This is a genomic window from Candidatus Pelagibacter sp. Uisw_092, from assembly GCF_047729545.1.
Classification (GTDB): domain Bacteria; phylum Pseudomonadota; class Alphaproteobacteria; order Pelagibacterales; family Pelagibacteraceae; genus Pelagibacter.
Genome location: NZ_CP159824.1, coordinates 23293 through 49720, shown reverse-complemented (window position 1 = coordinate 49720; position 26428 = coordinate 23293). Strand labels below are relative to the sequence as shown.

The window sequence follows — 26428 nt, the reverse complement described above, 5'->3', positions numbered from 1 at the left end:
AATGTATAAAAAAATTATAAAAAAAATAATTGGTTTATTTGGATTTAAACCTATAGACAAAGATCTATTTAAAAAAAATAGAATTTTATCTGAAAAATCTATTTTAAATATCAATACGATTCTAAAAAATCTTTTTTCCAAAAAAACTATAAACTCTTTGGTTCAAATTGGTGCTAATGATGGTTTAAGATTTGATACAATTAATTATTTTATCAAACATTATAAAACCGATTGTTTGCTTGTTGAGCCAATAAAAGAAAATTATGAAAGTTTAAAAGAAAATTATAAAAATTTTGATTTTATAAAATTTGAGAATTCTGCGATTACAGTTAATAATGAAATTAATTATTTATATAAAGTTAATCCAAATAAAGTTTCTAATTATGGCAATCACATTCCAGGAATAACATCTTTTGATAAAGATCATTTAATTAAACATGGGGTAAAAAAATATGATATAATAAAAGAATCTATAGAATCTATCTCTATTAAAGATTTATTACTTAAACATAATTTTACTCATTTAGATCTACTATTTATTGATACAGAAGGTTACGATGGCCACATTGTAATTGATTTTTTATCCACAACTTCATCAAGACCAATTATTATTTTTGAGTATATTCACATTAATAATGGAATCTTTAAAACCCTTATTGATACAATACAGGAAAAAAATTATATTTTTTTTTCTATTAATGAGAATATGTTTTGTTTTCCAAGAGAGAAAAAAAAATTAATTGATATAAGTTAAAATGCGATCCAATCTTTGTATCTTTCTTTATTTTTAATTAAATATTTGGGGAAGCTAAGGTCTATAGTTTTGGGTTTAAAAATTTCCTCTCTACCGATAATATCTTGACCTAAATTAATCCTCTTTTTTATTTCATCTATTTGTAAATATTTTTTTTCAATTTTTTCTTTAAAATGATAAGGATCATTTGTTTCACATAAATTTTTATATTTATATAGTAACTGTTCTGCATTTTTAAGATTACAGAAGTGCCATCCACCATCTTCAATTATATTATTTAGCTTATATTTATCTATCCTCCAGAATGGTCTTTTTTTGAATTTGAGATTTCTTAACCATTGTGGAGATTTTAAAAATTTTTTTATACATATTCTACTACCATACCAATAAGGGTTTATTGTACTTTGTAAATTTACTTTATAATAATAATGACTCTGTTTAAATGCCGCATAACCCATTTTTTTATTAAAGTTTTCTAACATTTCTGGATTTGGAATTTCATCTAAATCTGAAACAATTACATAATCATCTTCTGAAGCATTTGTAATACCTCTTTCTATACAATTTCTTTGGTAATTTTCTCTTTTGTAGGGATCATCTCCTTCAGGCATATCCTCAACAGGTATATAAATAATTTTTTTTTTAAATTTTGTAAATTTATCAATATTAAATTGCAGCCTTTTTGAATTATTCTGCCATGTTTTATTTCCTTCAACAATGACAAAATAATCTACAAACTCATCTAAAATATTTAATCTGAGATCTAGTAGTAGATCTTCGTCCAAATATGAAAAGCAATCATAAATTTTCATTAACTATCCTTGTTTATTTTTAACACCCCTATAAAAGCTTCTTGAGGTATTTCAACTTTTCCAAACTGTTTTCCTCTTGCTTTTCCTTTTTTCTGTTTATCTAATAGCTTTCTTTTTCTATCTCTGGCTCCTCCACCATGAATTTTAGTTAATACATCTTTTTTAAAACCCTTAATAGTCTCTCTTGCTATAATTTTTCCACCAATTGCGGCTTGCACTGGAATCATAAAGTTATGTCTAGGAATTAAATCTCTTAATTTTTCACAAACCTCTCTTCCAACTGTTTGAGCAAAATCCTTGTGAACCATCATTGATAATGCGTCAACAGGTTCTGCGTTTACTAAAATTCCAAGTTTAACCAAATCACCTTCTCTATGACCAATAATTTCGTAATCAAAGCTAGCATAACCACTAGTCATCGATTTTAATCTATCGTTAAAATCAAAAACAACTTCATTTAAAGGTATTTCATAGTTCAATACCGCTCTATTCCCTGAGTAGCTTAGATTAGTTTGAACTCCTCTTTTATCCTGGCAAACTTTTATAATGGCTCCCAGATACTCATCTGGTGTAATAATGGTTGCTTTGATCCATGGTTCCTCAATGTACTTAATAAATGTCGGCTCTGGAAGACTTGATGGGTTTTGTAGTTCTATTGATTCACCCTTATTCATGTGGACTTTATAAACAACACCAGGTGTTGTGGTTAATAAATTAATATCAAATTCTCTCTCTAATCTTTCTGTAATGATTTCGAGATGTAAAAGTCCTAAAAAACCACATCTAAATCCTAATCCCAGAGCAGAAGAAGACTCTGCTTCATATGAAAAGCTAGCATCATTTAATTGAAGTTTACCTAAACCATCTTTTAATTTTTGATATTCAGAGCTATCAACAGGAAATAATCCACAAAATACAACTGGCTTACTTGGTTTAAACCCTGGAAGTGCCTCTTGAAGTGGTTTGCTTGCATCACAAATGGTATCTCCAACTTTTGTTTCTGATAAAATTTTTATTCCTGTTGTTATAAAGCCTATTTCTCCAGCATTTAATTCATTAACATCTGTTGCTTTTGGAGTAAATACACCTACTTTTTCAATTATGTATTCTTGGTTTGTAGACATCATTTTTATCTTCATATTTTTAGAAATTTTTCCATCAATAACCCTAACTAAGATAACCACCCCTAAATAAGTGTCATACCAACTATCAACTAATAAACATTTTAAATCTGAATCTTTTTCACCTTCTGGAGCTGGTAATGATACAATGATCTGCTCCAATATATTCTCTATACCTTCGCCTGTTTTACCAGAGCAAGGTATGGCATTTTCAGTATCAATACCGATAACATCTTCTATCTGTTGCTTTGTTTTTTCTAAATCTGAAGCTGGTAAATCAACTTTATTTAAGATAGGAACTATTTCATGTTTAGTGTCTAAAGCTTGATAAACATTTGCCAATGTTTGAGCCTCTACACCCTGGGTACTATCAACAATTAAAATAGATCCTTCACAGGCATATAAAGATCTACTAACTTCATAGCTAAAATCTACATGTCCTGGTGTATCAATAATATTTAAAATATATTCTTTTCCATCTTTCGCTTTATAATTAAGTTTGACAGTTTGAGCTTTGATAGTTATCCCTCTTTCTCGCTCAATATCCATTGAGTCTAAGACTTGTGCCTTCATCTCTCTTTCTGTAAGGCCACCACATTTGTGAATTATTCTATCTGCAATAGTAGATTTACCATGGTCTATATGAGCAATAATTGCAAAGTTTCTAATGTGATCAATTTTTGCCATGATTATGATCTGATCTTTGCACCAATTTTTGATTCGACAGTTGAAATAATAAGTTGATTAATTTTATTTAAATCATCTTCTGTTAATGTTTTCTCTAAAGATTGAATGGTTACATTTAATGCAATTGATTTTTTACTATCAGGAATATTTGTTCCCTCATAGACATCAAATACTTTGACAGATCTTATTAATTCTTTTTCTACATTATAAATAGTCTCGATTAATTCTTGAACTTTAAAATTCTTATCTAAAACAAAAGCAAAATCTCTTTCTGATTTTTGAAAATCTGAATATTTGTATTGAGTTTTTTGATCTTTTAATGATTTTTTTGGTTGTTTTAAGTTATCTAAAAATATTTCAAATCCTACTAATGCTTCAATTTTAATGTCTAATTTTTTTAGTATGCCTGGATGAATATCACCAAAAAAAGCTACAACTTTTTCTTTTCCTTTGTTTAAAAATATTCTTCCTGATTTTCCTGGATGATAATAACCTGGCGTTTCATCATCAATATAGAGTTTGTCTTTATTGTACCCTGCTTCAACTAAACTTTTGATAACATCACTTTTAACGTCAAATATATCAACTGGTCTTTCTTTTTCCAACCAACTCTGTCTAGCCAATTTTCCTGACTTTAATCCACAAACTACAGTCTCTTGCTCTCCTGGTTGTGATCCTGAAAAAGTTGGACCTATTTCAAATACTGATAAATCTTTAAATCCCCTTTCTAAATTCTTATTCAAATAAATAATTAAATTAGAAAAAATTGAACTTCTCAATATATTCAAATCTGAACTTATAGGATTAATTATTTTAATTTCTTTTTTATCTTCAATAAATAATTGGTTAACATTACTATCAGTGAAAGACCATGTAATGGCCTCAAGATAGCCCTTGGAAGCAATAGATCTTTGTAAAAAATGAAATAACTTTTGTTTTAAATTTAAGGTTAGTTTTTTTCTAACTTTCTCTGGTTCAATCATTTTAATTTGATCATAACCTTTAATTCTTACAAGCTCTTCCACTAGGTCAACCTCTTGAAAGATATCAGGTCTCCAAGATGGTATGATAACATCTAGTAGCTCTTTATCTTTTTTTGTTTCAAATCCCAGATTATTTAGGATTGTGATCATCTCTTTTTTGTCAATATTAAATCCCGTAATTTTTTCAAATAAAGAGGGGTTAAATTTTAATGATCTTTTTTTAACCTCTTCAATTTTTTGAGTATCAAATTCACTAACTACACCACCACATATTTCTTGTATTAAGTTTGCAGCTCTTTCAAGTCCCTGCTCAATTGATAATGGGTCAATGCCTCTTTCAAATCTAAATTTTGCATCTGTATCTATATTCAGCTTTTTAGAAGATTTTCTGATTGAGCGTGGACTAAAATAAGCAGATTCAATTAATACATTTTCTGTATCCAGCATAGTTCCAGTTCTTGTACCTCCTATTATACCACCAAGACCCAACACGCCTGATGCATCTGATATGACACACATCTCATCATCTAGTTTATATTCTTTATTGTCTAATGCCTCAAATGTTTCACCTTTTTTAGAATTTCTAATAATTATTCCTTTATCTATTTTATCAACATCGTATGCATGAAGTGGCCTATTTAAATCAAACATTATATAATTTGTAATATCAACTATTGCTGAAATAGGCTTTTGACCTAAAGAAATTATTTTTTCTTTTAACCATTCTGGACTTTCTATATTTTTTACACCTGTAATTAAACAACTGCCAAATGATGTACATGCCTGATTTTTTTCATTTTTAATTTTTACACTAACAGTTTGTTTATTTTTTTTATCTAATTTTTTTTCTTTTTGATTTTTTAATGTTCCTGCGCCTGCTGCTGCCAGATCTCTTGCTATCCCTCTTACACCCAAACAATCTGCTCTATTTGGTGTAATGGAAATATCAATTACATTTAAATTTTTTTTTGGAAAATAATTTTCACCTATTTTTTTATCATATTTTTTTGAGGAAAGTTCTGTAATACCATTACTTTCATTTGATAAGTTGAGTTCAGATTCAGAACAAAGCATTCCATATGATGTGACGCCTCTTATTTTACTTACTACTAGTTTCATTTGGTTTTTTGGTACTACGGTGCCAGGAGGCGCATAAATTGTCAACAACCCTTCTTTTGCGTTAGGCGCACCACATACAACTTTAATAGGATCACCTGTTCCAATATCTACATCACAAACTCTAAGCCTATCTGCACCAGGGTGCTTTTCTGCTTTTAAAATTTTAGCAATTATAAAGCTATCTAGCTCTCCTGATTGACTATCAACACCTTCTACTTCTAGTCCAACCTCTGTAAGTTTATCAATAATTTGATTTTCATTAAGCTTAGTATCTAAATGTTCTTTTAGCCAATTCGTTGTGATTTTCATCTACTTAGACCTCTATAGTTTGTGGGTACATCTATTGGATCAAAACCAAAGTGATTTAACCATCTATAATCACAATCAAAAAATGCTCTTAAATCATTTATACCATATTTAAGCATTGCCAATCTATCTATTCCTATTCCAAATGCATATCCTTGGAATTCATCTGGGTTGATTTTTACATTTTTTAAAACATTTGGATGAACCATCCCACAGCCTAAAACTTCAAGCCACTTATCTCCTTCACCAATTATTATTTTTCCATCTTTAATTTCATAGCCAATATCAACCTCAGCTGATGGTTCAGTAAATGGAAAATGACTTGGTCTAAATCTCATTTTAATTCTATCAACCTCAAAAAACTCTTTAATAAAATAATTTAAACAACCTTTTAGGTGCCCCATATTTATATCTTTATCAATGTGCAGCCCTTCAACTTGGTGGAACATGGGAGTATGAGTTTGATCACTATCTGATCGATATGTCCTACCTGGTGCAATTATTTTAAAAGGTGGCTTTTCATTAAGCATAGTTCTAATCTGAACCGGAGAAGTGTGTGTTCTTAATAGTAACTCTTTTTTTTCATCAAGATAAAATGTATCATGCATATCTCTTGCTGGATGATTGTCGGGTGTATTTAATGCTGTAAAATTATTATATTCGCTCTCAATATCGGGACCTTCTTCTACACTAAATCCAACTTCTGAAAAAATTGAAGAAATTTCATCTATAACTTGAGATACAGGATGAATTTTTCCTTGAACGAAAGGTCTCTCGGGTAGGGTTATATCTATTTTTTCTTTTTCTAATTTTTTATTTATTTCGTTGGTTTCAATATTATTTATCTTTGTGGTGATTAAATTTTGAAGCTCATCCTTTACTAAATTTAAGTCAGATGCAAATTTCTTTCTTTCTTTTTCCGCTACCTTTCCAAGCTTTTTAAATTGAGAGCTAATCAATCCATTTTTACCAAATAGATCTGTTTTGATTTGATTGACTTGATTTAAGTCTAAATTATCCTTTAACTTTAAAAGAAATTCATCTTTTATTTTTTTAATATCAGACATGTTGAGAGATTATTTCTTCACTGAAGAAAAACAATAGTGAAGATTAATTTAGTGCTGATTGAGCTTTTTGAACGATCGTTTTAAAGGCTTCTGGGCTATCGTATGCTATTTCTGCTAGTATTTTTCTATCTAGATTGATTCCACACTTTGTTAAACCATTAATAAATTTAGAATACGTTAGTCCTTCAGATCTAACGCCTGCGTTAATTCTCTGTATCCATAAAGATTTAAATTCTCTTTTTTTAGTTCTTCGATCCCTGTAGGCATATTGCATAGCTTTTTCCATAGCTTGCTTTGCGACTCTAATCGTATTTTTTCTTCTGCCCCATTGACCTTTGACAGCTTTTAGAACTTTTTTATGTTTAGCGTGACTTGTTACACCTCTTTTTACTCTTGCCATTTTATCCTCTTAAACTGTAGGGCATGTATGATTTAACTATTTTGCCATCTTGTTTTGACATAGTAGTCGTGCCTCTTAATTTTCTAATTTGTGAATTTGTTCTTTTAATCATGCCATGTCTCTTTCCAGCTTGTGCCATCATGACTTTACCTGTGGCTGATATCTTAAATCTTTTTTTTGCTGAACTTTTAGTTTTTAATTTTGGCATAATTCTGCGGTCTTATACGAATATTGGAATAGATTTACAACCTCTATTAAGCCTTATAAAGGCTGAATAACCATAATCATTTGCTTCCCATCAAACTTCGGGTGCAGTTCTACTTTGCCAATATCTTGCATATCGACTTTTATTTTATCCATTAGTTCTCTACCTAAGTGAGAATGCTGTAGTTCTCTACCTTTAAATCTTATGGTAAACTTTACTTTATCACCTTTTCCAATAAATTTTTTAGCATTTTTGACTTTAAAATCATAATCATGAGTTTCTGTAACTGGTCTCATTTTGATTTCTTTTAATAAAACGATTTTTTGTTTCTTTTTTGCAACATTTGCTTTTTTTTGCGCATCATACTTAAATTTACCCATATCAATAATTTTACATACAGGTGGTTTTGCATTTGGAGCTATCTCAATTAAATCTAAACCTTGCTCTTTAGCCATTGATATAGCCTCATTAGTATTAAGTATTCCTATATTATCACCATCACTTCCAATAACTTGAACCTCTGGAGCAGTAATCCTATTATTAGATTTAGGCCCTCTGTCTTTAGTTCTTCTTTGAAAATAATTTTGTTTAAAATCTGCCACTTAGTTTGAGAGCACTTTGTTTAAAGCTGAGAATTTTTTTAAGAATAAATTTAATTCCATATTTTCTTGTTTGTTAGTATCTAATCTTCTAATCGTTACTGAGTTACTGTCAACTTCTTTTTTTCCACAAATCAACAAAAGTGGTATTTTAGATAAAGAATGTTCTCTTATTTTATAATTCAAATTGTGATTTTTTAAATCTACTTCAGAGCTCATACCAGCATGATTAATTTTTTCATTAACTTTTTTTGCATACACATCGAACTCTTCTGAAATAGGGATTACAACTACTTGTAAAGGAGCAATCCAAAATGGAAATTTTCCTGCATAGTTTTCTATAAGTATTCCTATGAATCTTTCTAGTGAGCCAAACAGTGCTCTATGAAGCATTACTGGAACTTTTTTAGTTCCATCACTGTCAACAAAAGATGCTTCTAATCTTCCTGGTAAATTTAAATCTACTTGTAAGGTTCCACACTGCCAGTCTCTGCCAATAGCATCTCTTAAAACAAATTCAATTTTTGGACCATAAAAAGCTCCTTCACCTTTGTTAATTGTGTATTCAAGTTTTGACACCTTAACAGCATCTAATAAGGCTTTTTCAGCTTTATCCCAAACACCATCATCACCAACTCTAAGATCTGGTCTGTCTGAATATTTCAATATTACATTTTCAAAACCAAGATCTTTATAAATATCTAAAATTAAATTTGTAACAATCAAACATTCTTCTGTAATTTGATCCTCTGTACAAAAAATATGAGCATCATCTTGTGTAAAAGCTCTAACTCTTAGCAATCCATGTAGTGCTCCTGAAGGTTCATATCTATGCACTTTTCCAAATTCTGAAATTCTTAGTGGAAGGTCTCGATAGCTTTTTAAACCTTGGTTGAATACCTGAACATGGCCTGGGCAATTCATTGGTTTAATTGCAAATATTTTTTCATCGGGCGTTTGAGAGGTGTACATATGTTCACCATATTTTTCCCAATGACCAGACTTCTCCCACAATGCTCTATCTAAAATTTCAGGGGTATTTACCTCTTTGTAGCCTGCCTTATTTTGTCTATTCCTCATATAAGCAACTAATTTTTGAAATAATTTCCAACCCTTTTCGTGCCAGAAAACTGATCCTGGACTTTCTTCTCTAAAATGAAATAAATTCATTTCTTTTCCAAGTTTTCTATGATCTCTTTTTTCAGCCTCTTTTATTCTTTTTAAATATTCATCTAAATCTTTTTGTGAAGCCCAACTTGTTCCATATATTCTCTGTAACATTTCATTATTAGAGTCACCTCTCCAATAAGCTCCTGATACCTTAGTTAATTTAAAATATTTACCAATTTTTCCTGTTGATGATAGGTGTGGTCCTCTACATAAATCATGCCAATCACCATGAAAATATATTGAAACATCTTCTCCTTGAGGGATACTTTCAATAATTTCAGCTTTATATATTTCTCCCTTCTCTTTAAAGTGAGATATTGCTTTTTCCCTACTCCAAACTTGTCTTGTGGTTGGAATATCTCTATCAACAATTTCTTTCATTTTAGTTTCAATTTTATTTAAGTCTTCTTCTGTAAAAGGCTCTTTCCTTGAGAAATCATAATAAAATCCATTTTCTATAATTGGACCAATAGTTACTTGAGTTCCTGGAAAAAGTTCTTGAACCGCCATTGCCGTTATGTGTGCTGTATCATGACGAATAGTTTCAAGGCCCTCTTTATCCTTGGAGGTAAAAATTTTAATAGAACAATCTTTATCTATGACATGACTTAAATCTTTAAGTTCTTCATTAACACTAATAACTGTGGCTTGCTTTGATAAAGATTTACTAATCTTTTCTGCAACTTCTAATCCTGTTACTTTGTTTGGAAATTCAATACTATTTCCGTCTGGTAATGTAATTAATGGCATTTAATTTAATAATTTTTTGTACTCTGAATATGTAGAAAAACACATTTTTTCAACATTAAATTTTTTAATTATATTTTTCCTACCTTCAATACCGATTGATTTCAATCTAGATTGATCTAAATTTAAAACTTCTTCTATTTTTTTACTTAAAGACTCTGGATTACCTGATTCAAATAAAAACCCTGTTTCATTATTTACTATTGTTTCATTAGATCCTCCAATATCACTCGCTATTATTGGTTTTTCCATTGATTGAGCTTCAATTGCAACTCTTCCAAAAGCCTCTGGCTCTATTGAAGCCGAAACAATCAAGTCAGAAATTTTATAAGCTAAAGGCATGTTTTTACAATGTTCTATAAATCTTAACTGGGATGTTAATCTATGCTGTTCTGCAAGTCTTTTTATTTTTTTGCTATAAATATCTCTACCTTGATCACTTCCCAAAATAATAGCATAAAAAGACTGATGGCCTAATCTTTTATTAACAAGATTTAAAGCTTCAATAAACACTTCCTGACCTTTCCACGCAGTTAATCGACCAGGCATTAAAATTATTTTTTTCTCTCTATTCATTCCCCATTTTGAAAGAAGGTCATCCTCTTCAGCTTCTAATGTTGTTGATGGATCAAAATAGTCAACATTAATACCTCTAAAGATTACTAAAAATTTTTTTTTTAAATTTAAATATTTTGAATAGTTGTTTTTAATATGTGAAAAAATAAAATTTGATCCAGCAATTACCAAATTAGATCTTACCATTACAGAGTTATAAAATTTTTTAATTTGATTTTTAAAATTATACGTACCATGGAAAGTTGTAACAAATTTTCTTCCTGTAATTCTTGTTGCAATCAGACAAGACCAAGCAGGGGCACGACTTCTTGCATGAACGATAGAAATATTATGAAATAAAATAATAAAAGTTAAAGCTATTGAATTAAAAAGTATTAAAATTGGATTTTTGCTATGAACTGGAAGTTTAATCAATTTTACTTTTTTTTGATCAATAAATTTTAATAGCTCCCCTCCACTAGTAACAATATAAGAGTAGCAATTATTTTCTGGCAAGTAATGAGCAAGGTCATAACAGCCTGTCTCTGCCCCTCCATATCCAAGCTTTGGGATTACCTGTAAAACTTTTAATTTTGAAGACATCTAATAAAAACTATATATTAAGAATTAATTCTAATAAACTTTTATGAGTAAATTTAAATACCTAAAAATATCAAATTATAAGAAAATTAGATATATAAGTAATGATTTTAAAGATAATCTTTATATAGTTTTTCTTCATGGATTTATGTCAGATATTAAAGGGGAGAAACCTACAGCTATCTTCAAATATGCAAAAAAAAATAAACTAGGTTTTCTTGCTCTTGAATACTCTGGCCACGGAAAATCATCAGGAAAATTTACTAAGGGAAATATTACTAAATGGTCAAAAGAAGTTGAAATAGTAATTAAGAAGATAGTTAAAAAAAATAACTTTATTTTGGTGGGTTCAAGTATGGGTGCGTGGCTATCCTTAAATCAGTTTAAATATTTTAAAGATCAAATTAAAGGTTTTTTAGGAATTGGTTCAGCTCCTGAGTTTTTACAAAACTTAATGTGGAAAAAGTTTACAAAAAAAATGAAGAACGAAACTATAAAGAAAGGGATTTATAATTTAAAACACGGCAATTATGAATATCCAATCACCTATCAATTAATAAAAGATGGTAGAAAAAATAAAATTTTAAATAAAAAAATTAAATCCAACATCGATGTAACTATGATTCATGGAGGTAAAGATGAGGTTGTTCCAACAAGTTATTCCAGAAAAGTTCTTAAGTTATTTACAAAAGCTAATAAAAAATTAGTAATAATAAAAAATGGTGATCACAGCTTATCAAGTAAACAAGGTCTAAAAAGAATACTCTTAGAGCTAGATAAAATTATTTCTAATATGGTTTAATCCCTGGATATAGCTTGGAAATTTTAAATTGTAGTTAAAATAACTTTTCATCTTTTTGTTGTTAACTTTCTTCGACTCATTATAAAAATTTTTTAGCATTTCACTTTTAATTTGGCTAACTTCAATTTTTTTGATATTTTCAATATTTAACATTTTTGCTCCAAATAAAGTAACATCTTCAGATGAAGAAGGTTTATCATCAGATAGATTATATATTTCTCCAGACTTAAATTTTGATAAAGATTTAAATAATATATTTGAAATATCATCCACATGAATTCTAGAAAAATAATGATTCTTTTTATTGATCAATTTTACTTCTCCTGATTTTAAGCGTATTAAAATATTTTTTTCATTAGAATAAATTCCAGATAACCTAAATATCTGAACTGGTATTTTATTATTTTTTTCTAAAGAAACCCATGAATTTTCAGCTTTTAATCTTGCAATACCATTATTTGAGATTGGGTTTGTTTTGCTATTTTCATTAACCCATTCTCCCTTATGATCGCCATAGACACTTGTAGCAGATAGATAGGTTATCCACTTTACTTTAGAGTTTTCTATAAATTTAGAAAAGTTTTTTACAACTAAGTCCTCTTGATTTTCTGGTGGTATAGAAACTAAAATATGATCTGCTTCTTTTAATTTTACAACTAAATTTTGATCAAATTTATCACTATTAAATAGATAGCTATTATAATTAATACCATTGAATATTTTTTTTGAAGACTCACTTCTTGACGTTGCTGACAAGTTAATATTATATTGCTCAGTATTAAGCTTCTTTATAAAATTTTTTGCTACTTGGCCAAAACCAAAACAAAAAATGCTTATATCCTTCATTTTAACTAACTTCTTTTATAATGGATCTTAAACTTATTGGGTTTTTTAACTTATCAATCATTTCTTTTGGACAAACTTGAATAAAATTAGAAATTTCCTTATCAAAATTTTCTATTATCTTTTTAGAAAAATCTGAATTCGTCTCCTGGTGATGCTCTTGAACTAAATTTTTTAAATAAGCTATCCAATGATCCGTTTCTGGTGTTTGCCATACTACAGTCTCTGGGTTTACTTTTTTGTCAAATTTCTTGTTTATATCGTAAATAAACGCCATTCCACCTGTCATTCCAGCTCCAAAATTGTCTCCTACATCACCCAAAACTACAACCGTACCACCAGTCATATATTCACAAGCATTAGAATCACAGCCTTCAATAACTGAAATTGATCCTGAATTTCTTACGGCATACCTTTCTCCAGCTTGACCAGCTGCAAAAAGTTTTCCAGATGTTGCTCCATACAAAACTGTATTTCCTATTATGGTATTCTCATCTGAAACCAAATTACTTTCATCTGGAAGTTTAATTACCACTGTTGCTCCTGACAAACCTTTACCAACATAATCATTAGCATCACCTTTTAAAATAAGTTTTAAACCTTTGATTCCAAATGCTCCAAATGATTGTCCTGCTGATCCTTTAAATTTTAAAGATAAAAAGCCATCTTCTAATTTTTCAGATCCATATTTTTCATAAAGATGATTAGAAATTCTTGTACCAACCGTCCTATGAGTATTTTTAATAATATATTCTTTTTCAATAATTTTTACTTTTCCAATTTGTTCTTTAATTTCAGGTAAAATTTCTTGATCTAAAGTATCTGGAACAGAATTTATTTCTGGAACTTTGCAGTATCTCGTGTTCTCACCAGCATCTGTTTGAACAAATAAAGGATTTAGGTCTAAATCGTCTAAGTTTGGTGAGGCTTTGCTTACCTGTCTTAATAAATCAGTCCTACCAATTATTTCATTTAGTGATTTAAAGCCTATTTGTGCTAAAATTTCTCTTACTTCCTCAGCTATGAATTTAAATAAGTTAACTACTTTTTCTGGCGTACCAGAAAATTTTTCTCTTAGTTTTTCATCTTGAGTACAAACTCCAACTGGACATGTGTTTGAATGACACTGTCTAACCATTATACATCCCATAGCCACTAAAGCTGTAGTTGCTACTCCATATTCTTCAGCCCCCATCATAGCTGCAATAACAACATCTCTTCCTGTTTTAATTCCACCATCTGTTCTTAGGGTAACTTTATGTCTCAAATTATTTAAAGTTAAAACTTGATTAGCCTCAGTTAAACCCATCTCCCAAGGTATCCCAACATATTTAACACTTGTTTGCGGTGTTGCTCCTGTTCCTCCATTATGTCCAGAAATTAAAATTATATCTGCTTTAGCTTTAGCTACACCAGCTGCAATTGTTCCTATACCAGATGATGCTACTAATTTTACTCCAACTCTTGCTTTTGGATTTGCTTGTTTAAGATCATAAATTAATTGAGCTAGATCCTCGATAGAATAAATATCATGGTGAGGTGGTGGCGATATTAGAGTTACACCCGGTGTCGAATGTCTTAATTTAGCAATTTCTTCTGTGACTTTAAACCCTGGTAATTGACCTCCCTCACCAGGTTTTGCCCCTTGTGCAATTTTAATCTCTATTTCGTTACAGTTATTTAGATATTTAAGTGTTACTCCAAATCTTGCTGAGGCTATTTGCTTAACTCTAGAGTTAGCGCTGTCACCGTTTTCCATCTTAATAAATCTTTTTTCATCCTCACCCCCTTCACCACTACAAGAGGCTCCTTTAATTCTATTCATTCCTATGGCTAAAGTTTCGTGTGCTTCTTTCGATAATGCACCATGAGACATACTTCCACTCCCAAATCTTGTTAAAATATTTTCAATTGGTTCTACTTCTGAAATATCTAAAGATGGGTTTAAATTTCTATCTCTAAATCCAATCAAATCTCTAAGATGTATAGGCGGAAGATTATAAATACCTTCTACATATTTTTTATAAGCTTCAAAAGAATTTGACGAAACTGCACTTTGTAAAAGATGAATAAGCTTACCTTGATATTGATGAGTTTCACCATTCTTTCTATATCTATAAATTCCCCCGATCGGTAAAACCGTATCTGTTCCTTCAAATGCCTCTTTGTGAATAGTTCTTAATTTTTTTTCTATTCCATTTAAACCTATGCCTGAAATTTTTGATAAAATTCCCGGAAAATACTCTGATGCTACTGTTCTACTCAAACCAACTGTTTCAAAATTACATCCACCTCTATAAGAACTAATGACCGAAATTCCCATTTTTGACATTATTTTCAGAAGCCCATAATTTACTGATTGTATATATCTCTCTATGCATTCATCGTACCCAAACTTTCCAAATAGTTTTTTTTCAAATCTTTGATATAAACTATCCAGTGCTAAATAAGGATTAACAGTTGTAGCTCCAACACCTATAAGTGTTGCAAATGAATGTGTGTCTAATGCTTCCCCAGTTTGAGCATTGATTGATGCATAACCTCTTAATTTTTTTTTAATAAGATAAGTGTTTATTGCACCGACACTTAACAGCATAGGAATTGGTAATCTTTTTTCAGAAATATTTTTATCACTTAAGATTAATTGAGTAAGACCTTGTCTAACTGCAATTTCAGATTCTTTTCTAATTCTCTCAATAGAGGTTTCAAGATTTTCATTTTTACCAAAAGTACAATCAATTATTATTGATTTTTCACCAAAAAAATTAGTAAATTTTTCTAATTGAGAATTTGATAATATGGGACTGTCTAAAACATATATGTTTTCTTCTGTTAAATTAGTAAAATCTAAAATGTTTCCAAGATTACCAAAACGAGTTTTTAAACTCATAACCTTATTTTCTCTTAAGGAATCAATTGGTGGATTAGTAACTTGACTAAAGTTCTGTCTAAAAAAATGGTAAAGCGGTCTATAACGGTCAGACAATACGGCAAGTGGAGTGTCATCACCCATAGAGCCAATGGCCTCTTTTGCGTCTTCTGCCATGGGATGAAGAATAAGTTCTAAATCTTCTAAACTATAACCAAATGTATGTTGTCTTTTTTTTAGTTCATCACCTGAAAAAGTAGATTTTTCATTCTTTATTGAGAATTTTTTTTCTAAATCAATTATTTGATTGTTAAAATGTTTAAATTCTTTTGCTAGATAATCTTTTATTTCAACATTAGAAAATACTTTGCCTTTGGCTATTCTAACTCCAAGAATTTCTCCAGGTCCTAATCTACCTTTTTTAAGAATTTGCTTCTCATCAATTTCAACCATTCCCGTTTCTGATCCTGCACACAATATTTTGTCTTTTGAAATAGTATATCTCATTGGGCGTAACCCATTTCTATCAGCAGCTACAATCGCCCATTCATTATCGGTAGCTGCAATAGCAGCTGGTCCATCCCATGGCTCCATTGTACTATTTAAAAAATTAAATAATTGTTGATGATCTTTTGATAATGTTTGGCTTTTTTTAGACCATGCATCTGGAATTAACATTAACTTTGCAAGAGGCGCTGATTGGCCAGAAATATTTAAAAGTTCAAAAACACTATCTAGTGCAGCAGAGTCTGATGATCCTGGTTGTATAACTGGTTTTAAATTTTCCATGTTATCAAATAAAGGGCTGTCCATTTCTTGCTCATGAACTTTCATCCAGTTTGTATTTCCTTTGAATGTATTTATTTCACCATTATGAGCTAATGCTCTGAAAGGTTGTGCCAGGTCCCAGCTTGGCGCAGTGTTTGTTGAAAACCTTTGATGAAATATTGCAAATCTGGATATAAATCTCTCATCTTTTAAATCTAAATAAAAGTCTGCAATAGACTCTGCTAAAAACATTCCCTTATAAATAACTGACTTAGAACTTAGTGAACAAATATAAAAACCTTCTATCGCATCTTTAATAGCTTCTTTTTCAATTTTTCTTCTGGATTCATAAATTTTTCTTTCTAACTCTTTTTCTGTTAAATCTTTATTATTATGTTTGAATAGAACTTGAGTGATTTCTGGTCTCGTATGATTTGCTTTTTCACCTAAAACTTTTGGATTTACTGGAACCTGTCTCCATCCATAAATACTAAAATTACTTTTTGTTAACTCACTTTCAATTAAAGTTCTTGCATTTTCTTGTGATTGATAATTATTTCTAGGTAAAAAAATCATACCTACACAAATTTCTGAACCATCATGATCATGACCTGTGATTTCTATTTTTTCAGCAAAGAAATCTGAAGGAATTTCCAAATGGATTCCAGCTCCATCACCTGTTTTTCCATCAGCATCAACGGCTCCTCTATGCCAAACTGCTTTTAAGGCATTAATTCCATATTCTACTACTTTCCTCGATTTTTTACCCTCTGTAGAAGCAATCAATCCTACTCCACAAGCGTCATGTTCCATTTCTTTTGTATAAACATGGCCTTCTTCAAGAATTTTAAGATTTTTTTTATAATTTTTCATTAAGCAACCTTCTCTTTACTAAGTTCTTTACTCTCTAAAAAATTTTTTATTGATACTGCTACGTCTCTTCCATCTTTTATAGCCCAGACAACTAAAGATGCGCCTCTAATAATGTCTCCCGCTGCAAAGACACCTGGTAAATTTGTCTCCATTGTATCAAAATTAGTTTTTAATGTTCCCCACTTAGTAACTTGTAGATCTTCAGAGCTAAATAGTTTTGGTAAATTTTCAGGATCAAAGCCAAGAGCCTTGATTACTATATCTGCTTTAATATTAAAGTGAGAATCATTCTGGATTTCTGGTTTACGTCTACCACTGTCATCAGGTTCACCAAGTTTAATTTTATCCACCACCAAACCTTCAACTTTATTTGTTCCAACAAATTCTTTAGGGCTAGATAACCATACAAACTCTACCCCCTCTTCCTCTGCATTAGCTACCTCTCTAGCAGATCCAGGCATATTTTCTTTGTCTCTTCTATAAAGGCATTTAACTGATTTTGCTTTTTGTCTGATTGAAGTCCTAACACAATCCATTGCAGTGTCACCTCCTCCAATTACAACAATATTTTTTCCTTCGGCATTTAAGGTTCCATCATCAAATAACTCTACCTTATCTCCTAATCCTTTTTTATTTGAAGCTGTTAAAAATTCCATAGCCGGAAAAATATTTCCTAAATCTTTTCCTGGTAGATCTATTTCTCGAGCTTTATAAACTCCAGTTGCAATTAAAAGAGAGTCATGTTTTTTTCTTAATTGCTCTAATGTTGCATCTTTTCCAACTTCAAAATTTTGAACAAATTTAATTCCACCCTCTTCTAATAATTTTGTTCTTCTTTCTACAACAAATTTTTCTAATTTAAAATTTGGGATCCCATAAATCATTAAACCACCAGCTCTATCATATCGATCATATACAGTAATTTGATAACCTAACTTACGTAACTGCTCTGCAGCAGCAAGACCAGCTGGACCAGCACCTATAATTCCAATACTTTGACTCTTTTCGTTTTTAACTTTTATTGGATTGACCCATCCTTGTTCCCAAGCATTATCAGTGATATATTTTTCAACTGAACCTATGGTTACAGTTCCATGACCTGATTGTTCGATTACACAATTTCCTTCACACAATCTATCTTGTGGACATATTCTTCCACACACCTCTGGCATGTTGTTAGTGCTTTGAGATAATTCGTAAGCCTCTTTTAATCGTCCCTCTGCAGTTAATTTCAGCCAATCTGGAATATTATTACTTAATGGACAATGTACCTGACAAAAAGGAACTCCACATTGTGAGCATCTGCTAGATTGTTCGCCTGCCTTTTCGTTAATAAACTCTTTATAAATTTCGTTAAAATCTTCTTTTCTGTTGCCAACTTCTCTTTTAGGTGGAGTTTGTTGACCTATTTTAACAAATTTAAGCATTTTTTCTGACATATATAATCTTTAATAGACTAATCATATAATAAGGTTTTGTGTAATAAAAGATAAAAAAGGTCAGTATATATGACCTTAAATTTACAATAAATACTGTTAATTCTTTGTATTTTAATTTTTGCATATCTAATATGTTTAAATGGAATTGTTTAAATCATCGAATATTTAAGTTACGAAGCTTTAAATGTTCTCAAATATTATTGAAATTATAATCCTATCAATAGTTCAGGGCATATCAGAATTTTTGCCTATCAGTTCATCGGCTCATTTAAACATTGTTGAAATAATCTTTGAGTTTAATTCTACCTCACTAATGATTGACGTTAGTCTCCATCTTGGCTCTTTACTAGCAATAATCTTTTATTTTAGAAGAGAGCTACTAGACCTTAGAAATAATCAAAAATTATTATCTTTATTAATTATTGGCTCTATACCAATTGTAATAGCTGGGTACATAATCAGCTCCACGGGTCTAGTTAGTCTATTAGAAAATAACTTAAAGATAATTGCTTGGACGACATTAATTTTTGGAATTATTTTATATCTCGCAGACAAAAGTAAATTTGATAAAAAAATATCCTCCAACCTAAATTTTAAAATAATACTATATATCGGTTTGTTTCAAATACTTGCTTTAATACCAGGTGTGAGCAGGGCAGGAATTACAATAACAGCTGCAAGGCTTTTTAGATTTAATAGATTTGATTCAAGCAAAATTTCTTTTTTACTAGCTATACCTGCAATAGCTGGGGCAAGTGTACTACAATTAAAAAATGCTATTAGCCAAAGCTTTGAGCTTAACTACCTTGTACTAATATCAATCACTCTTTCTTTTTTAATTTCTTATTTTACAATTAAGTTTTTCTTAGACTACATAAATAAATTTTCTTTAAATGTTTTTGTAATTTACAGGATTATTATTTCAATAATTTTATTTATGATAATATATAATTAATTTTTTTTGAATATTGGTGCTAATTGTGAAAATAAAACACCAAATAAAATAAATAAACATCCAAACAGATTATTTATATCTAAAATTTGATCTAATAAAATCCAAGCAGCGATTGTTGCAAAAACACCCTCTAAAGAAAAAATTATTGCTGATGGAGCAGGAGATATATTTTTTTGGGCATATATTTGTAAAACAAATGCAATACCTCCAGATAAAACTCCAGCGTATAAGATTTGAAATTTTTCTTTAAGAATATTAGACCAAATAAAGTCTTCAAAAATTAACCCTATAATTAATGATAAAAAGGCAACAATTAAAGTTTGAATTGCACCAATTGTTAATGGAAGGTTATAGTTTTCTATAATTTTACCAGTAAAGATAATGTGTGTACTCCAGAAAAATGCCCCTATTATTATAAGCGCATCTCCAGTTCTAACTGTTGTGCTGTAAAAATTAGTTAATAAATAGCCTCCTATCACACAAAAAAGAACTGAAGGCCAAATACTCCAATGGATTGGTTTTTTATACATAAAAAAAATTATAAACGGGACCATTGGTACATAGAAAATAGTAAAGAATGCTGCATTAGCAACATCTGTATAGAGTAAAGCCACTTGTTGAAGTGCTGATCCCAAGAATAAAGATAGGCCTATTAAAAGAGCTAAGTTGGTAAATTCTTTTGGATTTATTTGTACTGATTTTAAGATATTTTTTCTTTCAAAAATAAAAGCTAAAGGGGCTACTGCTAAAAAACCCACAAAAAACCTAACAGCATTAAAAGTAAAAGGACCAATGTCGTCCATTCCCGTATCTTGAGCAATAAAAGTTGTTCCCCATATGAACGTACATAGTAAAGCACTAAATAATGAAGATGTTTTTGACATTAAAATCTATATAGCCAATTTATAAGCAAAATTTTTGCCTAAATTTTCTTTTAGATCATTATTAAATCTAGCCGCTTCAGCTCCATCAATTATTCTATGATCATATGATAATGAAAGTGGTAACATTATTCTTGTTTCAAATTTTCCATTAATAAAAATTTGTTTTTTTTGTGCTTTACCAACTCCTAGTATAGCAACTTCTGGATAATTTATTATTGGCGTAAAAAATGAACCTCCAATTCCTCCAAGACTTGTAATAGTCATAGATCCTCCAAAGAATTCTTTCTTATCTATTTTTAAATTTTTACATTGGTCGCTTACTGTTTTCAATTCATTGCCAATATATGAAATACTTTTATTGTCAACATTTCTAATTTTTGGCACCATCAAACCATGTGGTGTGTCGACTGCAATTCCGACATGAAAATAATTTTTCATTGTTATTTTCCCATTTTCAATATCATCTATTGATGAGTTGAAACTAGGAAATTTTTTTAAAGATACAACTAAAGCTTTAACAATAAAAGCTAAGGGAGTAATTTTTTTTCTTTCTCCTGTGTACATATCAGTAAGTGAAGTTCTAAAATCTTCCATTTCAGTTATATCTGCTTCATCATGATTTGTTACATGAGGTATTGTAGTCCAAGAATTAACTAAATACGTAGAGGCTAATTTTTTAACCCTAGACATATCTTTAACTTCAATTTCTCCAAAATCAGAATGGGAAAATTCACTAATAATTTTTTTAGGTTGAGCTTGAGTCTTATCTGAAGTTTTATTAATTTTAGAGGATATAAAAATTTTTACATCATCTTCTACAATTCTTCCTTGTCTTTCACTGCCAACTATCTCATTAATATTAACCCCAAGCTCTCGAGCAAATTTACGTACTTTTGGACTTGCAGATGAAGCTTCTGAATTGCCTTTTTTTATTAAATTTTGTGTTTGTATAACTTTTTCAATTTTTTCTTCTTGATTTTGATTTGTAACTGGTTTTGCTTCTTTAATAGTTTTTTTCTCTATACTCTTTTCTTCTTCTCCAGATTGCTCTACAGTTAATATCAAATCACCTTCTGAAACCCTATCTCCTACTTTAATTTTAACAGACTTAACCTTTCCATCAAAAGAAGCTGGTATTTCAACACTAGATTTGTCACTCTCAATTGTAATAAGTGGATCATTTTTAGAAACTGACTGGTCATTTGAAACCAATACCTCAATTACCTCAACGTCTTTAAATTCGCCAATATTTGGTACTTTAATCTCTTTATCTGACATCTTATAGTTTTGTTGGCATTGGTTTGCTGCCATCAATATTATACTTCTTTATAGCTTCTTTAGCATATTTTGAGGCTATTAGTTGCTCTTTTGCTAGTACGCTAAGTCCATAAGTAACAATATGTTCTTTATCAACTTCAAAAAATCTTCTAAGGTTTTTTCTAGTATCACTTCTTCCATATCCATCTGTACCTAAAGAATAAAAACTTTTATTAGTATAAGGTCTGATTTGATCAGAATTCATTCTCATATAATCTGAAGCTGCCAAAATTGGTCCTTCGGTTTTTCCTAAACACTGCTCTACAAATGAAACCTTTTGTTCTTTATCAGGATTTAAGAGATTATACCTCTCAACTTCCATACCATCTTTTCTCAACTCGTTAAAACTAGTGACACTCCAGATTTCACTATCTATCTGATATTCATTTTGAAGGATTTCTGCTGCAGCCATCATTTCTCTCAATATTGTGCCTGAACCTAAAAGTTGAATTTTAGTTTTTTTATATTTGTTGAGCTCTTTAATTTTATACATTCCTTTAAGAATTCCTTCTTCACAATTCTTATCTTTTGGTATGCTTGGATGTGAATAATTTTCATTCATGGTTGTAATATAATAAAAAACATTCTCATTTTTTTCATGCATTCTTCTCAAACCCTCTCTAAAAATAACAGCTAACTCATAATGAAAAGTTGGGTCATATGTTACACAATTTGGTATTGTTGAGGCTATCAAGTGACTGTGTCCATCCTGGTGCTGTAGTCCTTCACCAGCTAAAGTAGTTCTTCCAGCTGTTGCTCCAATTAAAAATCCTCTAGCCTGACTGTCTCCAGCAGCCCATGCAAGATCTCCTACCCGTTGAAAGCCAAACATGGAGTAAAAAATATAAATTGGTATCATTTCAATATCATGATTTGTGTAAGCTGTTGCAGCTGCTATCCACGATGACATTGCTCCAGCTTCATTAATTCCCTCTTCTAGTACTTGCCCACTTTTATCTTCTCTGTAAGAACTTAATTGTGCAGAATCTTCAGGTTCATATTTTTGACCTTCGTGTGCATATATTCCTATTTTTTGAAAAAACCCTTCCATACCAAAAGTTCTTGCTTCATCAGGTATGATTGGAACTAACCTTGGCGAAACATTCTTGTCTCTTAATAAATTTGTAAACATTCTAACTAATGCCATGGTTGTAGACATTTCTTTTTCACCCGTTGATACTTTCATAAAATCAAAAATATCTTTTGCTGGTGCTTTAATTGGTTTAGAGTAAGTTGTTCTCTCTGGCAAAGAACCACCAAGTTTCATTCTTCTTTCTCTAATATATTTAATTTCTGGAGATTTTTCGTCTGGCTTAAAATACTCAACATTTTTTACTTGATCGTCAGTTAAAGGCACATCAAAACGATCTCTATAATATAGTAAATCATCTACGTCTAATTTCTTGGTTTGATGAGTAGTGTTAACACTTTCACCTGTTTTTCCCATGCCATAGCCCTTAATGGTTTTAGCGATTATAACTGTTGGGCTACCTTGGTTTTTTGATGCCCGGTCGTATGCTGCATAAACTTTATGAGGATCATGACCGCCTCTATTTAATCTCCAAATATCTTTATCTGATAAACTAGAAACTAGCTCTTGAGTCTCTGGGTATTTCCCAAAAAATTTTTCTCTAACATAAGCTCCATCTCTAGCTTTCATTGCTTGGTATTCACCATCAACAGTTTCATTCATAGTTTTAACTAGGTGACCTGTTTTATCATTAGCAATCAACGAGTCCCAGTAAGAACCCCAAATTACTTTAATTACATTCCAACCAGCTCCTCTAAAACTTCCTTCTAGCTCTTGAATGATTTTTCCATTACCTCTGACGGGTCCATCTAATCTTTGAAGATTGCAGTTTACAACAAATATTAAGTTATCTAGTTTTTCCCTAGCTGCTAATCCTATTGCACCTAAAGACTCAGGCTCATCCATTTCTCCATCACCAAGAAATGCCCAAACTTTTCTACCTTCATCTTTGATTAATCCTCTGTTAATTAAATATTTCATGTATCTCGCCTGGTAAATTGCAAGCATAGGCCCTAGTCCCATTGATACGGTTGGAAACTGCCAAAACTTTGGCATCAACCAAGGATGTGGATATGAAGAAAGTCCACCTGGTTTTACTTCTTGTCTAAAACTATCTAATTGTTTTTCATTCAATCTGCCTTCTAGAAATGCTCTAGCATAAATGCCTGGTGCGCTGTGACCTTGAAAATAAACTAAATCACCACCAAATTTATTATTCTTAGCTCTCCAAAAATGATTCATTCCTACATCATAAAGCGTTGCTGCTGATGCAAATGTACCTATATGGCCACCTAATTCAGGAAATTTTTTGTTTGCTCTAACAACCATGGCTGCTGCATTCCATCTAATTAAAGATCTAATTCTTCTTTCAATATTCTGATCGCCATTTGACTTAACTTCTGCCTCTGGTGGGATTGTATTAATGTAAGGAGTGTGCTGTGTATAAGGAATATTTGCACCCTCTCGATATGCTTTGTTAATTAATTCTTTTATTAAAAAATGAGCTCTTTGATTTCCATCTTTTTCAACAACTGCAGATAAAGACTCTAACCAATCTTGAGTTTCTAATGGATCAATATCATTGTCATTTGTAACCTGAATTATTGTTTGTTTTTTTTCTACAACTGGACTTTGTTCAGTGGTCGCTTCTTTTTTTTCACTTTTTAAAACTGATTCTGCTTGTTTAATAATACTTTCTGTATCTTTAGGAATTGGCTTTTCTGAAGGGCTTTCTTTTGAAGACTCAACACTTAACAATAAATCTCCTTTAGAAACTTTATCACCCACTTTAATATTTACAGATTCTACCTTACCAGTGACTGTTGATGGAATTTCAACACTAGATTTATCACTCTCAATAGTAACAATAGGATCATCTAAGTTTATTTTATCTCCAACTTTTACTAAAAGTTCAATAACCTCAACTTTTTCAAATTCACCAATATCTGGGACAAGTAATTTTTCACTCATTATTTAAATCGATTTATACACCTAAAAAAAACTATATCTCATGTTATTTTAGCACAATAATAAGTTTTTTTATGCAAACCTGTATTTTTATTGAACAAAAAACTTTAAAAATTAACAAATAAATAAGAAATTAATTTCTTTCAATGCACATGGCTATACCCATTCCACCACCAATGCAGAGAGTAGCGCAACCTTTGTTTTTATTTTGTTTTATCATTTCATGAATTAGGGTTACTAAAATTCTGGTTCCGGAAGCTCCAATTGGATGTCCTAATGCAATTGCTCCACCATTAACATTCACAATCTTTTTAGGAATTTTAAGATCTCTAATTACAGCAATACTTTGAGCTGCAAATGCTTCATTGACTTCAAATAAATCAATATCTTCAATTTTCCATCCTGCTTTTTCTAAAGCTATATTAACAGCCATAATTGGACCTAGTCCCATCAATGAAGGCTCAACACCACAAGTTGCCCAGGAGACTACTTTTGCTAAAGGTTCTATACCTCTAAGTTCCGCCTCTTCTCTAGACATTAAAATAGTTGCTGCCGCACCATCATTTATTCCTGACGAATTACCCGCCGTAACTGTTCCATTTTCTTTAAAAACAGTTTTTAATTTCTTTAAATCCTCTAAGTTTAAATTACTTCTTGGATGTTCATCTTTTTCAAAAATAAAATTTTTATCATCTGTATTAATATTTAATTTAATTAACTCGTTTTTGAATTTATCATTACTTATGGCGTCTTGTGTTTTTTTTTGAGAATTTAAGGCGAACATATCTTGTTCATCTCTGGAAATTTGATATTTTTCTGCTACATTTTCTGCTGTAACGCCCATGTGATAATTATTAAATGAGTCTATCAGTCCATCATTGACCATTGTATCAACCAATTTATTTTCATTTAATTTTTTATCTTCTCGATAAAATATTGTATGTGGTGCTCTAGACATATTTTCTTGTCCGCCAGCGACTATAATTTTATTTTCGCCTAGTTTAATAGATTGATAGCCTGAAATTACAGATCTTAATCCAGATCCACATACTTGATTAATTATATGTGCAGGTTTTGAAACTGGAATTCCAGCATGAATAGAAGCTTGTCTTGCTGGGTTTTGCCCCAAACCAGAAGTGAGAACGTGTCCCATAATTACCTCATCAATATCGTCTGATTTTAATTTTGATTTATAAACAGCTTCTTTAATAGCTAGTGCACCTAGTTTATCAGCACTAAGACCTTTTAAAGATCCTTTATATGTGCCGATAGGTGTTCTTAATGCAGCTGTAATAACCACATCATTTGATTTTTTGCTCATTGATAGTACAGCATAATATTTTATAACTTAAATTACATCAAAAACTTTGATATGTAGGAGAAATTATTTAATTAAGGACCGCTGGCCAAATTGGATAAGGCGCTCGGCTACGAACCGGGAGATTCCAGATTCGAGTTCTGGGCGGTCCACCAAAAAGGATAAATAAAAATGTTAGATTGGCTACTAAAATCATCACTACAAAAATCAGTTATATATTTTTTTATAATTGTTTTT

19 protein-coding genes and 1 tRNA gene are annotated in these 26428 nt (G+C 30.5%); 4 read left to right on the top strand and 16 right to left on the bottom strand.

Translation table 11 applies throughout. The annotated features are described in order from the left end of the window. Position 1: 1 nt before the first annotated feature. Positions 2-754, top strand: a complete 753-nt coding sequence (locus ABXT63_RS00215; RefSeq protein WP_415320921.1) for an FkbM family methyltransferase — start codon at positions 2-4, stop codon at positions 752-754. Here the strand turns inward: ABXT63_RS00215 and ABXT63_RS00210 are convergent. Genes ABXT63_RS00210 through ABXT63_RS00170 form a run of 9 tightly spaced genes read right to left on the bottom strand, consistent with a single transcriptional unit; the run spans position 751 to position 11128 of the window. Then, positions 751-1566: a hypothetical protein gene (locus ABXT63_RS00210; RefSeq protein ID WP_415320920.1), complete on the bottom strand. Its 816-nt coding sequence runs from the start codon at positions 1564-1566 to the stop codon at positions 751-753. The two genes, ABXT63_RS00215 and ABXT63_RS00210, sit on opposite strands and share 4 nt — an antisense overlap. Further along, positions 1566-3374: a translation elongation factor 4 gene (lepA, locus tag ABXT63_RS00205; protein ID WP_415320919.1), complete on the bottom strand. Its 1809-nt coding sequence runs from the start codon at positions 3372-3374 to the stop codon at positions 1566-1568. Before lepA ends, ABXT63_RS00210 begins: the two co-directional genes overlap by 1 nt. Before the next feature lie 2 nt (positions 3375-3376). After that, positions 3377-5785 carry a phenylalanine--tRNA ligase subunit beta gene (gene pheT, locus ABXT63_RS00200; RefSeq protein ID WP_415320918.1) on the bottom strand — a complete coding sequence of 803 codons (2409 nt, stop codon included), beginning with the start codon at positions 5783-5785 and terminating at the stop codon, positions 3377-3379. After that, entirely contained in the window at positions 5782-6849 is a 1068-nt protein-coding gene (pheS, locus tag ABXT63_RS00195; RefSeq protein ID WP_415320917.1) for a phenylalanine--tRNA ligase subunit alpha, read from the bottom strand. The genes pheT and pheS overlap by 4 nt, the downstream gene beginning before the upstream one ends. Before the next feature lie 43 nt (positions 6850-6892). Next, entirely contained in the window at positions 6893-7249 is a 357-nt protein-coding gene (gene rplT, locus ABXT63_RS00190) for a 50S ribosomal protein L20 (protein WP_415320916.1), read from the bottom strand. A gap of 1 nt (position 7250) precedes the next feature. Continuing rightward, on the bottom strand, positions 7251-7457 hold the full coding sequence (gene rpmI / locus ABXT63_RS00185; protein ID WP_168606837.1) for a 50S ribosomal protein L35: 207 nt from the start codon (positions 7455-7457) through the stop codon (positions 7251-7253). A 53-nt stretch (positions 7458-7510) separates the two neighbouring features. Further along, positions 7511-8056 carry a translation initiation factor IF-3 gene (infC, locus tag ABXT63_RS00180; protein WP_415320915.1) on the bottom strand — a complete coding sequence of 182 codons (546 nt, stop codon included), beginning with the start codon at positions 8054-8056 and terminating at the stop codon, positions 7511-7513. Continuing rightward, positions 8057-9973, bottom strand: a complete 1917-nt coding sequence (gene thrS / locus ABXT63_RS00175; RefSeq protein ID WP_415320914.1) for a threonine--tRNA ligase — start codon at positions 9971-9973, stop codon at positions 8057-8059. Next, a complete protein-coding gene (locus tag ABXT63_RS00170) occupies positions 9974-11128 on the bottom strand; it encodes a glycosyltransferase family 4 protein (RefSeq protein WP_415320913.1) in 1155 nt (384 codons plus the stop codon). A gap of 43 nt (positions 11129-11171) precedes the next feature. Between ABXT63_RS00170 and ABXT63_RS00165 the strand changes: the two genes are divergently transcribed. Continuing rightward, a complete protein-coding gene (locus ABXT63_RS00165) occupies positions 11172-11927 on the top strand; it encodes an alpha/beta hydrolase (RefSeq protein ID WP_415320912.1) in 756 nt (251 codons plus the stop codon). Here the strand turns inward: ABXT63_RS00165 and ABXT63_RS00160 are convergent. From ABXT63_RS00160 to ABXT63_RS00150, 3 genes are read right to left on the bottom strand one after another with little or no spacing between them, the layout of a single operon-like run. After that, positions 11898-12773: an NAD-dependent epimerase/dehydratase family protein gene (locus ABXT63_RS00160; protein ID WP_415320911.1), complete on the bottom strand. Its 876-nt coding sequence runs from the start codon at positions 12771-12773 to the stop codon at positions 11898-11900. The two genes, ABXT63_RS00165 and ABXT63_RS00160, sit on opposite strands and share 30 nt — an antisense overlap. Before the next feature lies 1 nt (position 12774). After that, the gene (gene gltB / locus ABXT63_RS00155) at positions 12775-17280 is read right to left on the bottom strand and encodes a glutamate synthase large subunit (protein ID WP_415320910.1); all 4506 of its coding nucleotides are present in this window, start codon (positions 17278-17280) and stop codon (positions 12775-12777) included. Further along, entirely contained in the window at positions 17280-18719 is a 1440-nt protein-coding gene (locus ABXT63_RS00150; protein ID WP_415320909.1) for an NAD(P)-dependent oxidoreductase, read from the bottom strand. The genes gltB and ABXT63_RS00150 overlap by 1 nt, the downstream gene beginning before the upstream one ends. Positions 18720-18903: 184 nt before the next feature. Between ABXT63_RS00150 and ABXT63_RS00145 the strand changes: the two genes are divergently transcribed. Continuing rightward, positions 18904-19674, top strand: coding sequence for an undecaprenyl-diphosphate phosphatase (locus tag ABXT63_RS00145; RefSeq protein WP_415320908.1), 771 nt, complete (start codon positions 18904-18906; stop codon positions 19672-19674). Here ABXT63_RS00145 and ABXT63_RS00140 read toward each other — a convergent pair. From ABXT63_RS00140 to ABXT63_RS00125, 4 genes are all read right to left on the bottom strand, one after another. Beyond that, the gene (locus ABXT63_RS00140; protein WP_415320907.1) at positions 19671-20558 is read right to left on the bottom strand and encodes a DMT family transporter; all 888 of its coding nucleotides are present in this window, start codon (positions 20556-20558) and stop codon (positions 19671-19673) included. The two genes, ABXT63_RS00145 and ABXT63_RS00140, sit on opposite strands and share 4 nt — an antisense overlap. Positions 20559-20564: 6 nt before the next feature. After that, on the bottom strand, positions 20565-21836 hold the full coding sequence (locus ABXT63_RS00135; protein ID WP_415321980.1) for a 2-oxo acid dehydrogenase subunit E2: 1272 nt from the start codon (positions 21834-21836) through the stop codon (positions 20565-20567). 1 nt (position 21837) lies between these two features. Further along, positions 21838-24876: a pyruvate dehydrogenase (acetyl-transferring), homodimeric type gene (aceE, locus tag ABXT63_RS00130; protein ID WP_415320906.1), complete on the bottom strand. Its 3039-nt coding sequence runs from the start codon at positions 24874-24876 to the stop codon at positions 21838-21840. A gap of 130 nt (positions 24877-25006) precedes the next feature. After that, on the bottom strand, positions 25007-26194 hold the full coding sequence (locus ABXT63_RS00125) for an acetyl-CoA C-acetyltransferase (protein WP_415320905.1): 1188 nt from the start codon (positions 26192-26194) through the stop codon (positions 25007-25009). A gap of 75 nt (positions 26195-26269) precedes the next feature. Here ABXT63_RS00125 and ABXT63_RS00120 point away from each other — a divergent pair. Beyond that, positions 26270-26346, top strand: a tRNA-Arg gene (locus ABXT63_RS00120). Positions 26347-26428 lie beyond the last annotated feature (82 nt).